This is a genomic window from uncultured Senegalimassilia sp. (assembly GCF_934632265.1).
GTDB lineage: Bacteria > Actinomycetota > Coriobacteriia > Coriobacteriales > Eggerthellaceae > Senegalimassilia.
Genome location: NZ_CAKTYH010000053.1, coordinates 1 through 12,774 on the forward strand (window position 1 = coordinate 1; position 12,774 = coordinate 12,774).

Here is a 12,774-nt window from a genome sequence, read left to right on the forward strand (position 1 = left end):
GCCGAAGACCTTCCAGCTGGCGGCGTCGCCCTTCTTGCGGGCCATCACGCAGCACACGAGCGGCACGACCGCGCCCACGATCACCGCGCCCAGCCACAGAAGCGGGGCCTGGGCGGCGATGGTCGCGGCGGCGTCGGCCACGGCCTTGGTCGGGTGCGTCGGGTCGAAGTAGTAGCCCACCTCGGTGAACGCGCCGGCGCTCAGCTGGATGAAGGCCGCGTAGGCGGCGGTGCACGCCGCGCCGACGGCCGATCCGGCCACGGCGGGCAGGCCGCACTCGCCGGTCTCCTCGCCCTTGGCCGCCAGCACCACCGCGCAGGTGGCGGGGCCGAGCAGGCAGGCGGCGCCCACGATGGAGAGCACCTCGAGCACGCTGTCCCACGCCGGACGGGCCGGCATCATGTAGGAGTGCGCGCACACCGCGGCCAGCATGACCGAGATGGCGACGGCCACCCAGGCCATCCACTTCGGCAGCGTGCCGCCGTCGTCGGATTTGCGAGCGAGCACGAAGTACGCCACGGCGACCACCACGAACACCACGATCGCGATCAGCTCCTGCGTGATGCCGGAGGTGATGTGGCCGAAGCCGTTGAAGATGCGCTCCCAGTGCTGCAGGTGGAAGAACACGGCGATGCCGCCCAGCGCCAGAAGCACGCAGGACACGATCGCCAGCAGCTGCTGGGACTTCCTGCCCGCGCCCTTGAGCGCCAGCACGCCGGCGCCGCCGAGCACGCCGCAGCCCCACGCGGTAAGGGTGGTGAAAAGGATCAGAGGCCATTGCAGTTCCATTACTCTTCTCCCTTCCACTCATGGTTGCGCAGGATGTAGCGGAACGAGGGATGGTTCCCCACATCGGGCAGATGATGCACGTCGGAGTCCTTGAACGGCTTGATCGGATAGTTGCCGTCCTCGCCGGTCAGCTCGCCAAGCGTCTTGTCGTAGGGGCCGCGGAAGCTCTCGATGCCCTCATCCAAGTCGCCGAAGAAGCGCGCGAAACCGCCGCACTGCGTGACGCACTGGGGAAGCTCGCCCTGCGCGGTCTTCTGCTCGCACAAGGTGCACTTCTCGACGACGCGCTCCTCCTCGTTGAGGTAACGCACGCCGTAAGGGCAGCTCATGGCGCAGAACTGGCAGCCGATGCACTTCGACTTGTCGATCTGCACGGTGCCGTCCTCGGCGATGTGACTTGCCTCGGTCGGGCACACCTTCACGCACTCCGGGTCGGCGCAGTGCTGGCACTGCACGGTCAGGAAGTACGTGTACACGTCCGGGAAGTGGCCAGAGCCCTCCGCCGTCGGATAGGGGCCGATACGCAGCGTCTTGTTCCAGAAGCTGCCGATCGGCACGCCGTTGAACGCCTTGCACGCTACGCTGCATGCCAGGCAACCGACGCATTTGTTCAGGTCGGTTACGATTGCCGGATGGCTCATGCCTGCGTCCTCCCCTCGTAATCAGGCGCCCACGCCTTCAGACGCGGATCGCTGGAATCATGGATGATCTCGGTGCCGTCGTCGCCGCAGGGCACGGGATTGCCGAACGGGGAGTTGTCCGCCGTGGCCTTGTACACCTTCACGCCGTAGGCGCGCAGGTTCGACGTGCCGATGAACGGGTCCTGAGCATCCTTGTCCAACAGGCAGTTCACGCCGCACAGCGCGAAGCCCTTGTCGGCCTGCTTCAGCTCGGGGAACCACCACTGGTGCTCCAGGTTCACCACGCCGGGCGCGATGCCGTGGTACAGGTCCACGACCTCGCGGATCTTGTGCTCCTTCGTCTCGATCCACACCCAGTCGCCCTGCTCGACGCCGATGCGCTCGGCATCCTCGGGGTTCATCTCGATGCGCGGCACCGGCCACAGCTCGCGGCACCAGGGCAGCTGGCGATGCTCGTTGTGGAAGTACACGGGGATGCGGCGTCCGGTGGTTGCCAGGAACGAGTTGTCGTCCGTGAACAGGTCCGGATCGGCGACCGGGCCGTGCGGAGCCTCGCGGAACGTCGGAATGGCCTGGTCGTCATCGGGATAGTAGTTGTCGATGACCGTTGACCAGATCTCCTGCTTGCCGGTGGACGTGTCCCAGCCCTGCGGATGGTCCATGACCGCCTGCACCGCCGCCGGGGAGTCGGACGTGGTTGCCCAACCGGTTTCGTAACGACGATACGTGCCCCATGCCTCGGGCTTCTCGATCTTGGAGTCCCACGGGCCGTTCTCCTGGAAGGCCTTCTTGTAGTCCTGCCACTCGGGAATCCGGAAGCCGGCGAGCGCGATGTTGTTGCACACGTCCTCGGCGTTGTCGATAGGCCACTTCTCGTCATCGGTGGTGCCGTCGCAATACGGCTGACCCATGGCCTTGAAGATGCGCATGACGATCTTCAGGTCGGGCTCGGCCTCCGCCGGGGGCTCCACTGCCTTGCACGTGGCGCCGAACGAACCGGAAGAGCCCTGCGACTTGCGGATGCAGTCGAGCTCCATCCAGTGCGCCGCCGGCAGCACGATGTCGGCGATGCCCACGGTAGGCGTCTCCCACAGGTCGATGGACACCCAGAAGTCCAGCTTCTTGAGCTGCTCGTAGGCATACAGGCTGTTCGACTGATTCATATGGTCGCCGGTCTGGCCGATACCGCAGGACAGCTTGTAGGGCTGGCCCGTCTCGATGGTCTTATAGATGCTGGTGGCATCCGCCCAGCTGGGGTTGCACTTCGGGTCGGCCAGCATGGGGAACTTGTCGCCACCGATGATCTTCGACTGGTCGGGCGAACCCTTCACGGAGGCCGCGGAGGGCAGCGTCATAGCCAGGTCGAAGAACGGCCAGCCGGCGGTGGAACCGCGCATGCCGCCCGGGATGTCCATGTTGCCGGTGATGCCGCACAGGATGTCCATGGTGCGGTTGGTCTGCAGCGAGTTGCAGCTATGCTCGAGCGGGAGCATGTACTGGATGCCGCCGTTGCCGTAGCCGGTGGAAGGATCCAGGCGCGTGGCGTAGATGGTGGCTGCGCGCTCGATGTCCTCGGCCTTGCAGCCGGTGATCTCGGCGACCTTCTCGGGCGTGTACTCGGCCACGCGGTCGCACAGATGCTCCCAAACGGTGCGGCAGCGCACCTTCCTGCCGTCCTTCAGCTCGACCTCAAGGCCGCCTTCGGGCGTGTACAGCGCGGGGTACAGGCCGTCGATGAACGGGGTGGCGTCGATGACGAAGCCCTGGCTTTGGCCCGTCAGGTCCAAACCGTGGATCTGGGCCTCGCGGCCGGCGGTCGCGGGCTTCCAATCCTCGCCCTCCCAGTGAGGGAGCTGGCCCGACGAAGAGCCGGACAGATCAAGGCTCGCGGCCGAAGTCGCGGTAACGGACTGGGCAACGGACTTGCCGTTCGCCTCGTAATACGTAAGCTCGCCGTTCACCTCGTTGAGCACCATGAACGCGGTGTTCGAGCCGCCTTCCTTGATGTCGGACTGCTTGAGCAGGCGGTTCTTCTTCGAACCGTGCGTGGACTGCGAATCGGAGACGGAAGGCTCCCAATCCTCGTCCTCCACCACCAGCATGGGGGCGTTCATCCATTTGCGCACGTACAGGTCGTCGTAGAGGCCCTTGTTGATGACGACGTTGATCCAGCCGAGGCCCATGGCGGCGTCGGTGCCGGGGCGCAGCGGCAGCCAGATGTCGGCCTCCTTGCCCAGGTTCGTCTGGCGCGGGTCCACCAGGATATGGTAATCCGCGCGCGTGGCCACGTCGACTGTGGTGCGGCACGAGTCGTCATAGTTCGATAGCTCCGAAGCGCCGCCCCACTGCACGTACACGCGCGGACGGCCGACCGTCTCCATCCAGCTGTAGGCGTTGTAGTCGTTGAGCTTCGTGGCGTAGAAACGCGGGCCCTTGCAGATCTCGTTGGCCTGGATGGCGTTCGGGCTGACGAAGCACTGCTTCAACGCGCTATAAGGCCCCATGGACCAGATGCGGCTGGTGCCCGCCATGCTGAAGTACGTCTCGTTGCCGTACTTGGACTGCAGCTCGCTGAACTTCTCGCCGATGGTATCCATGGCCTCGTCCCAGGTGATACGCTGCCAACCCGGATCGTTGGAGTCCTTCGGGTTCGTGCGCTTCATGGGGTACTTCAGACGATCGGGGTGATACGCGGCCTGCAGCGAAGCCTGGCCCTTGGAACAATGGTTGCCCATGGACTGGAAGGCGGCCTCGTCGCCCTCGCTGCGGATGACCTTCCCATCCTGCACATACACCCACACGCCGCATTCCATCTTGCCGCAGCCGCGGCAGGTGGAACGAATGCGCTTGACCTCGCCGACGCTTGCGGAGCCGGTCTTGGTCTCGGCCAGCGCCGAGCTTGCCGGGGCCGCGATGCCGACGGCGGCGGCCGTCGCCGCAGCCATCTTCGCGAACGTGCGGCGCGTCATCGTGAGCTTGCCCATGCATCCTCCTTTCCTTCGGCGCCTCGAAGGGCGCCATCTCCTCTGTGGTCGTACGGCATCGCAGCCCTCGTCTTCGGCTGCCTGCCGCCCCTCTTCTCAGGTTCCCGGGGCTTGCCGAGATCCTGCGGAACATCACCGCGCCCGGGGCTTGCTTGGGGTTTGGGGCCGAGCACGCGGTGCGTTCGTCTTGTTGACGATACGATGCGCGAAGCGGGCGGCGAATCCAGCCGGCAGCATGGTTGAGGGCGTGTTTTCGAAATCATGCTAGCGACATGATGCTGTTGACCTGGGATGATACCCAAAGTGAGTGTTCTCCCTGGCTTACTTGATGATGCGGGTTTAGACATGCGGAAGGGGTGTACTATAATCACCCCAGACGAGGGAGAGGATTTTTCTTGGGGGAGAAAAGGACCACGGGCGCCGCGAAAACCGAGAGCCCGCGCATGGCGCAAGCTCCGGTCGGCGCGTCGGATAACGAAGGGGCGCGCAGCACGGTCGGCGCCTGCGGCAAACCCAAGCAAGGCGCCGGCGATGACTCGAAGAGCCGCAAAGGGCTCTCGCAGGCGCTGGCAAGCAAAGGGGAGCAGGCACGTGAATCGCTTGGACGCACCGAAGCGTTGACGGGCGTGGCACTCGGCTGCTTCCTGGCATGGGTTCCCATGACGTTCCAAAGCCTGAACATCGTGGGCGACGAAGGCGAACCCGTGCTCGACACGGTGTACCTGATATCCATCTGCACGCTACTGCTCACACAGGTCCTCATCGGTATCGAGCACAAGCGATGCGCCGTTTGGCTGGCGAAGACGCCCGCGCGCGCAGGAGCCGCCATCGCCATGGCCGCTTCCACGCTGCTGCTGCCGCTTGCCGCCGGCTGGGCTGGAGGAGAACCGGCAGCGGGAATGTTCGCCGCCGGTATCGCCCTCACCACCGCGTCGGGCATCGTCTCGGGCATCTCATCAGGCATCTTCCTGGCACAGTTCGGCATCCTTGTGAGCAAATTCTCGGCGAAGGCCACCGCGGCCATAGCCGCCGTAGGCTATCTGTGCATGTCGGCGTTGTTCTGCCTGTTCTCGTTCTTCGGGCCGTTCGAATCGTGCCTGTTCGCCGCCAGCATGCCCGCGATCAGCTCCTTCCTGCGCGACACGGGCGCTTCCACGCAGAAAAGCAAGCAAGCCATCAGCGACAAGCCCCTGCCTTCGCAAGCCGAGCCCGCCAGCCCGGAGAACCGGCGCCAGCTGCGTCACCTTACGCTGGCCCTGATGTTGTGCTGCGCGCTTATAGGCTGCGCGAACGAGCTTGCGCGCACGCTGTACATCCAGATGGGCATAGCGGGCATGGGCGGGCAGCATTACGCCTTTATCCAGGCGGGCGCGGCGCTTATCGTCGGGCTGGGCGCCACGATCATCACATTGGCCCTGGTCAGCATGAAAACCCCGCGGGCACCCGAGTACTGCTATCGCATCCTTATGCTGTTCCTGGCGCTCGGCGCGCTGCTGCTGCCCGCGCCGCTGCTCTACCCTGTCGACGCCGTGGCGCCTTATGCGCTCAACTCGGCGGCGTTCCAGTGCTACGGCATCCTGGCATGGGTGCTCATCTGCGGCACGTGCCACCAATATCCCGCAACCAGCGTGCGCGTGTTCCAGTTCGTTCGCGCGGGATGGACGTTCGGCCCTTTGGTCGGCATGCTCATCGGACGCTACGTGGTGCATTTCACGCCGTTCGGGCTTGCCCAGGTGTTCCCGTGCGCCGTGCTGGGAGCTTTGCTCGTCATGATGACCACGATGGCGTTCACCGAACGCGACCTGGCCTTCGCCGTGAACCTGCTCCCCACGGACAGGAAGCGGCGCTTCACCGACAAGTGTCTAGCGGTCGCCGCGCGCTGCGGCCTGTCCGAGCGCGAGACCGAGATCATGACGCTGTTCGCCAAAGGCCGCAACCTCGCTTACATCCAAGATCAGCTGTGCCTGTCGAAGAGCACCGTGAGCACCCACCGCCAGCACATCTACCAGAAGCTCGGCGTGCACTCAAGCCAAGAGATGATCGACCTGATCCAAGAGGAGAAGGCGTAGAGGCAGCGGCAGCTGCCCTGTACACTTTGGGGACGTAGCGCTATGTGTCCGGGCTTCTTGCCGCTTGGGCGCCATGGCTCCAAGGACAAGCAAGGCGGTCTATAATCGTTCTCCTGAAAACGGCTTTTCAAGTTTGCGTGACTTCAAGACGCATAGAGCACGTGCGTTTTCCATCTGAGTGGTCCTTAATCTGTTCAGTGTACTGAACAGATTGCTATATAATCTGTTCAGTACACTGAACAGATTGGACATTGAATGAATCACGAAGTCCTGAAAAGCGTTATCTTCGATCAACGCGAAATCATCCAAAACGCGAGAATCGTGCCACGTCGTTACACATTCGACCCGCAAGCGAACTATGTGGTCACAGGCTTGCGCCGCGCTGGCAAATCCACCCTGCTCTACAGGATCGTCCGCGATTTGGTGGAATCAGGCGCGGACTGGAATCGGATCATCTACATCAACTTCGAAGACGAGCGCTTGGCCGAGTTCGGCATCGCCGATTTCAACGACATCCTGTCGGTGCACAGCGAGCTCAGCACGCAACCTGGTTATTACTTCTTCGACGAAATCCAGAACATCAACGGTTGGGAAAAGTTCGCCCGCCGCCTAGCCGATGCTGGTGAACGTGTGTGGATAACCGGCAGCAACGCGAAAATGCTCAGCAGTCAGATAGCCACCACGCTCGGAGGGCGCTACCTTGTCAAGCATGTGACGCCCTACCGCTTCGATGAATACCTGGATGCGTCCGGAATAGCCCATGACAGCAACGCTCTTTATTCAACGAAAGCAAAGGGCGCAATCGCAGGTGCGTTCGACGCGTTCTATCAATACGGCGGTTTCCCGGAATCACTTCGCTACGATTCGCCGCGCGAGTACGTGGAAAGCGTCTATCAGAAAGTTCTGTTGGGGGATATGGCCGCGCGCAACAACGTTCGCAACCCCGGCACCCTGCGTGTGCTCATGAAAAAAGTTGCTGAAACCGTTTGCAACGAGACATCTGCCACGGCGCTGCATGGCACGTTGAATGCGCTTGGCTACAAAATCAGCAAGGCAACACTACTCGATTATCTGGCCATGGCGCGCGAGTCGTACCTGTTGTTCGAGGTGAAAAACGCGGTGGCGAAATTCGTGGAACGCGAGGGAAACCCTAAACGCTACTTTAGCGACAACGGACTGCTCAACCTGTTCTTGATCGGAAAAGAGCCGGCGCTGCTCGAAAACGAAATAGCTGTCGCAATGCTCGACGCGTTCGGCGAGGAGCTTCACTATCTAAAGTCACCAAAAAACGGCATCGACGTGGACTTCTACGTGCCCGAGCAGGGTCTTGCCGTGCAGGTCGCCTACTCGCTCTCCGACAGCGCAAAGCCCCGCGAAGTGGGTAACCTAGTGAAGCTGGCGAACATCAGTGATTCAGCATTGCGTCTGCTTATCATCACGAAAGAGGAAGAACGCGTCATCGAGGAGGACGGCAAACGCATCGAGGTCAAACCCGCCTGGAAGTTCCTGCTGCAAGATCTGGGATAGCATCCCCCGCCGCGAGCGACGACATCTCGGGGACGACATCTCGGGGACGTAGCACTATCTGTCCGGGTTTTGTCGTGAAAGCCTCGCCGCCGCCAAAGGGCAGCAGGAGTGAGCCCGAGTCGCACTTCCATCGCAACCGCAATTCGGACAGATAGCGCTACGTCCCCCAAGCGTCTTCCAAGTGCCCCGGCGGGGTGGCGAACTTGCGCGAGGAGCACCTCCCCGTGATTGCAATCCGGACAGATAGCGCTACGTCCCCGAAGCGTCCGACGGCGGGTCATTGCGGTCCGTGGCGCCTTAGAATCCCGGCGATGCGTTATGCTGGTGGGCAAAACGTGAAAGGGGGCCTTATGCGGGCTTTGGTGCAGCGCGTGACGCATGCGCAGGTTGATATCGATGGCGAAACGGCGGGCTCGTGCGAGCGCGGGTACCTGATCTTGCTGGGCGTGGGCGCGGACGACGGCCCCGAGCAGATCGAGCGGCTGTGGAGCAAGATCTTCAAGCTGCGCATCTTCGAGGACGAGAACGGCAAGACGAACCGCTCGTTGGCCGACGTAGATGGCCAGGTGCTCATCGTGTCGCAGTTCACGCTGTACGCCAACTGCAAGAAGGGCAACCGGCCCTCGTTCACCGGCGCCGGCGCACCCGACCAGGCCGAACAGCTTTACGAGCAGTTCGTCGAACGCGCCCGCCAAGACGTGCCGCACGTGGAAACCGGCCGTTTCGGCGCCATGATGCAGGTCAGCCTAGTCAACGACGGCCCCTTCACCATCTGGCTGGACACCGATCAGCTGTAAGGCTTGCGGAGCCGACCTCGGCGCGCAGGACGATCGGGCGGCTCGGGGGCATGCCTGCGGAAGCGCCCCCAAACGCTTCCGCAGCGTACCGCCCTCCAACTTCTCCCCTCCAACCCAAAACGCAAAAAGGAAGCCGCCCGCGGGCGGCTTCCTTCGCATTTCGGTTGAACCCCGTTTGCTAGCAGTAGAACAGGATGTCGTTGTACGTGGGGACGGGCCACAAGTCGTGAGCGACCACGATCTCCATGGCGTCGACACCCGCACGCAGGCGTTCCATCATCGGAGCGATCTCGTGCGCGTACTTGTTGGCCTTCTCCTGCTCGTCGGTCAGGTCGCGAATGGCCAGGTGCGCGGCATGCAGCTCGTTCAAAGCATCGTTGATCTCCTTGATGCCGTCGACCACCGTGTTGAGCAGCTGGTCCTGCACCGAAGTGTCGATGCCGGCGCAAGCGGCCTTCATCTCGTTGATCTCGTTGGCAACCAGCGTGGCGTACTTGTTGATGGCCGGCAGGTACGTACGGCGCGTCATGCGCTTCATGGTACGGACCTCGATGTTCATGAGCTTCGTGTACTTCTCCAGCTTCACCTCGTAGCGGCTGCGAGCCTCTACCTCGGTGAGCACGTTGAACTCCTCGAACAGCTTGATGCTCTTCTCCGCAACGTAGGCCGGCAGCGCGTCGGCGGTGGTGCGGTTGTTGGCCAGGCCGCGGCGCTCTGCCTCGGCGGGCCACTCGTCGGAATAGCCGTTGCCGTTGAAGATGATGCGCTGGTGCTTCTTCAGCGTCTCCTTGATGTAGGCGATGGCGGCGGACTCGAACTCCTCGCCGGACTTGCCTTCCATGGCGTCGGCGAAGTCCTTCAGCGACTTGGCCATGGCGGTGTTGAGCACCATGTTGCAGTCGGCCAAGTTCACCGCGGAGCCGGGCATGCGGAACTCGAACTTGTTGCCGGTGAAGGCAAAGGGACTGGTGCGGTTACGGTCGGTGTTGTCCTTCAGGAAGTTCGGCAGCACCGAAACGCCCAGGTCAACGGCAACCTTTTCCGCGGAGGTATACTCATGGTCGTCCACCAGCGCGTCCACGATGGCGCCCAGCTCGTCGCCCAGGAAGATGGACACGATAGCCGGCGGGGCCTCGTTGGCGCCCAGACGATGGTCGTTGCCGCAGGAGGCCACGGTCATGCGCAGCAGCTCCTGATAGTCGTCGACGGCCTGGATAACGCCGGTGAGGAACACCAGGAAGCGCAGGTTGTCCATGGGGGTCTCACCGGGATCGAGGAAGTTGGTCTTACCGGCGGAAATGGACCAGTTGTTGTGCTTGCCGGAGCCGTTGATGCCCTCGAACGGCTTCTCGTGCTGCAGGCACACCAGGCCGTAATGGCTTGCCAGCAGGCGCATCTTCTCCATGGTCAGGAGGTTCTCGTCGATGGCGCGGTTGCCGTTGGTGTAGAGCGGAGCCAGCTCATGCTGCGCAGGGGCGACCTCGTTGTGCTTGGTCTTGGCCGACACGCCCAGCTTCCACAGCTCGCTGTCCAGCTCCTTCATGAACTCGTTGACCGTGGGGCGGATGGCGCCGAAGTAATGCTCCTCAAGCTCCTGGCCCTTCAGCGGGGAGTAGCCGAACAGCGTGCGGCCCGTCATGATGAGGTCGGAGCGCTTTGCGTAATCCTTCTCGCTGATCAGGAAGTACTCCTGCTCGGCGCCGACGGTGGTGACCACGCGGTCTGCGGTCTCGCCGAACAGCGCCAGCACGCGCTTGGCCTGCTCGTCGATGGCGCTCATGGAGCGCAGCAGCGGGGTCTTCTTGTCAAGCGCCTCGCCGGTGTAGCTGCAGAACGCGGTGGGGATGCACAGCACCTCGTCCTTGATGAACGCGTAGCTGGTGGGGTCCCACGCCGTGTAGCCGCGTGCCTCGAACGTGGCGCGCAGGCCGCCGGACGGGAAGCTGGAGGCGTCGGGCTCGCCCTGGATAAGCTCTTTGCCGGAGAAGCTCATGATGGCGCGGCCGTCGCCGGTGGGATCGAGGAAGCTGTCGTGCTTCTCGGAGGTGATGCCGGAAAGGGGCTGGAACCAATGCGTGTAGTGCGTGGCGCCCTTTTCGATGGCCCATTCCTTCATGGCATGGGCGACGACGTTGGCGACCTCAAGGTTCAAAGGCTCGCCCTTCTTGATGGTCCTCATCAAGTCCTTGTACGTTGCAGATGGCAGTCGCTCCTGCATCGTGTGCTCGTTGAACACCATCGAGCCGTAGATCTCAGGAATTTTCGACATAGGCGTGAGCTCCTTCATAGTTACCTTTCAGACGCGCGCTTCCCTTACCACTGCATGCTACAGGTTAGCGAGTTTGTCAACTCTCGTAGCTTAGCATCTCGAACCGGCAAGCAGCACGTCAACTTGCTGTAACTTACGGTACCGGCGCTATGTTTCCGGCAGTTTTCCGCATATGGAACGTTTCGTTACGGAAGGGGCGAACGCACCGGCGGCTTTTGCGCCAGCAATGATGCCGCGCATCGGAGGGACGCGGCCTTTCACGGCGTAGGAGGCCGGTGACGCGGCTGCAGCAAAAACCCCGATAACGCGACCGGAGGCCCCGCATCCGGGCCCGCAGCTAACTCCCCGACAACGGGACATCCGCATCCGAGCCCAAACTCCCCCGACAACGCGGAAAGCCCGCCCCGCTTTCGCGGAACGGGCTTTCCAGGCTTGCACGGCCGCGCGAGGCGCAGCCAAAGGAAACAAACCTTAGCGCTTGCTGAACTGCGGGCGCTTGCGGGCCTTCTTCAGACCGTACTTCTTGCGCTCGACCATACGAGCGTCGCGCGTCAGGAAGCCAGCCTTCTTCAACTCGGCGCGGTAGTCGCCAGCTGCCAGCAGGGCACGGGAGATGCCGTGACGCAGAGCGCCGGCCTGACCCGAGATGCCGCCGCCGTCGATGCGGGCGAGCACGTCGAAGTGATCCAGGGTATCCGTGACCTTGAACGGGGTCTTGGCATAGTCGAGCAGAGCCTCGCGGCCGAAGTACTCCTTGCCATCGCGACCGTTGACGGTCACCTTGCCAGTGCCGGGAACGAGACGCACGCGAGCGACAGCGTTCTTACGACGACCGGTGCCGTAGTACAATGCTTCATTCGCCATGGTTTAGCCCTCCATCTTGATCTCGGTCGGCTTCTGAGCCATATGCGGGTGCTCGGCACCAGCGTAAACCTTCAGCTTCATGCCCTGCTTGCGGCCCAGCGTGTTCTTCGGCAGCATGCCCTTGACGGCATGCTCGATGACGCGCTCGGGATGCTTGGCCATGGCCTCGGCGAAGGTCTCAGACTTCAGTCCGCCCGGATGACCGGTGTGGTGGTAGTAGACCTTGTTCAGCTCCTTCGTGCCGGTGACGCGAACCTTGTCCGCGTTGATGATGATCACGAAGTCGCCGGTGTCCACGTGCGGCGTGTACTGCGGCTTGTGCTTGCCCTTCAGAAGGGTAGCGGCCTTGGTGGCAACACGGCCGAGGACCTGATCCTCAGCGTCGATGATGTACCATTTGCGCTCAACTTCATGAGGCTTAGCGTGATACGTCTTCACTGTTTTTCCTCCATGTCCTTCCTGTTACGCTGTGCGACCACAGCGCACAGGGTGTCGTTTTTCAAAAGTGCAAGTCTGTCTGCTGCCGGTTTCCTACGCCGGCGCGCTTCGTCGGGTCTGGACTTCCCTTCTTGGCGCTGCCTCCACCTTGCGTTTACGGGGCTTTTGAAAGCGAACTTTTATAGTCTACGGTTTCAGCCGCTTCGAAGTCAATGGGGCATGTGTGCCCATCTGGGGTTACTGCGCGATTTTCACACGGACTGCACGATTACGGCGAGCAATCCGCCCGCGCACCGGGCCCGCCGCGCCGCGTCATCGATCCCCTGCGCCGGGCCGCCACGCGCCGAACGGCGGGTCCCCCATGGCGATCCGCCGCGCCGATTCGCTGCCGACGAC

The 12,774-nt window shown here is 62.7% G+C and carries 9 protein-coding genes; 3 read left to right on the forward strand and 6 right to left on the reverse strand.

The annotated features are described in order from the left end of the window. From Q0H50_RS05230 to Q0H50_RS05240, 3 genes are all read right to left on the reverse strand, one after another. On the reverse strand, positions 1–789 hold a 789-nt coding region (locus tag Q0H50_RS05230), incomplete at its 3' end, for a DmsC/YnfH family molybdoenzyme membrane anchor subunit (protein ID WP_294420151.1). Continuing rightward, entirely contained in the window at positions 789–1,430 is a 642-nt protein-coding gene (locus Q0H50_RS05235) for a 4Fe-4S dicluster domain-containing protein (RefSeq protein ID WP_294420152.1), read from the reverse strand. The genes Q0H50_RS05235 and Q0H50_RS05230, both read right to left, overlap by 1 nt. Then, positions 1,427–4,414: a molybdopterin-dependent oxidoreductase gene (locus Q0H50_RS05240; RefSeq protein WP_294420153.1), complete on the reverse strand. Its 2,988-nt coding sequence runs from the start codon at positions 4,412–4,414 to the stop codon at positions 1,427–1,429. The genes Q0H50_RS05235 and Q0H50_RS05240 overlap by 4 nt, the downstream gene beginning before the upstream one ends. A 395-nt stretch (positions 4,415–4,809) precedes the next feature. Here Q0H50_RS05240 and Q0H50_RS05245 point away from each other — a divergent pair, with 395 nt between their 5' ends. From Q0H50_RS05245 to dtd, 3 genes are all read left to right on the forward strand, one after another. After that, entirely contained in the window at positions 4,810–6,483 is a 1,674-nt protein-coding gene (locus tag Q0H50_RS05245) for a helix-turn-helix transcriptional regulator (RefSeq protein WP_294420154.1), read from the forward strand. 255 nt (positions 6,484–6,738) lie between these two features. Beyond that, a complete protein-coding gene (locus tag Q0H50_RS05250; RefSeq protein WP_294420155.1) occupies positions 6,739–8,010 on the forward strand; it encodes an ATP-binding protein in 1,272 nt (423 codons plus the stop codon). Between the two features lie 350 nt (positions 8,011–8,360). Next, complete coding sequence (gene dtd / locus Q0H50_RS05255) at positions 8,361–8,807, forward strand: D-aminoacyl-tRNA deacylase (protein ID WP_294420156.1); 447 nt, start codon at positions 8,361–8,363, stop codon at positions 8,805–8,807. A gap of 178 nt (positions 8,808–8,985) precedes the next feature. On the opposite strand, the gene Q0H50_RS05260 is transcribed toward dtd, so the two are convergent. The 3 genes from Q0H50_RS05260 to rplM form a co-directional block, all read right to left on the reverse strand. Then, positions 8,986–11,076, reverse strand: coding sequence for a glutamine synthetase III (locus Q0H50_RS05260; RefSeq protein WP_294420157.1), 2,091 nt, complete (start codon positions 11,074–11,076; stop codon positions 8,986–8,988). Between the two features lie 471 nt (positions 11,077–11,547). After that, positions 11,548–11,940, reverse strand: coding sequence for a 30S ribosomal protein S9 (rpsI, locus tag Q0H50_RS05265; protein ID WP_294163914.1), 393 nt, complete (start codon positions 11,938–11,940; stop codon positions 11,548–11,550). 3 nt (positions 11,941–11,943) lie between these two features. Continuing rightward, entirely contained in the window at positions 11,944–12,378 is a 435-nt protein-coding gene (gene rplM, locus Q0H50_RS05270) for a 50S ribosomal protein L13 (protein ID WP_294163915.1), read from the reverse strand. Positions 12,379–12,774: the final 396 nt, after the last annotated feature.

Coding starts and splice junctions, on each gene's coding strand:
- Q0H50_RS05235 (WP_294420152.1), bottom strand. CDS start 1,430: ATGAGCCATCCGGCAATCGTAACCGACCTGAACAAATGCGTCGGTTGC.
- Q0H50_RS05240 (WP_294420153.1), bottom strand. CDS start 4,414: ATGGGCAAGCTCACGATGACGCGCCGCACGTTCGCGAAGATGGCTGCG.
- Q0H50_RS05250 (WP_294420155.1), top strand. CDS start 6,739: ATGAATCACGAAGTCCTGAAAAGCGTTATCTTCGATCAACGCGAAATC.
- dtd (WP_294420156.1), top strand. CDS start 8,361: ATGCGGGCTTTGGTGCAGCGCGTGACGCATGCGCAGGTTGATATCGAT.
- Q0H50_RS05260 (WP_294420157.1), bottom strand. CDS start 11,076: ATGTCGAAAATTCCTGAGATCTACGGCTCGATGGTGTTCAACGAGCAC.
- rpsI (WP_294163914.1), bottom strand. CDS start 11,940: ATGGCGAATGAAGCATTGTACTACGGCACCGGTCGTCGTAAGAACGCT.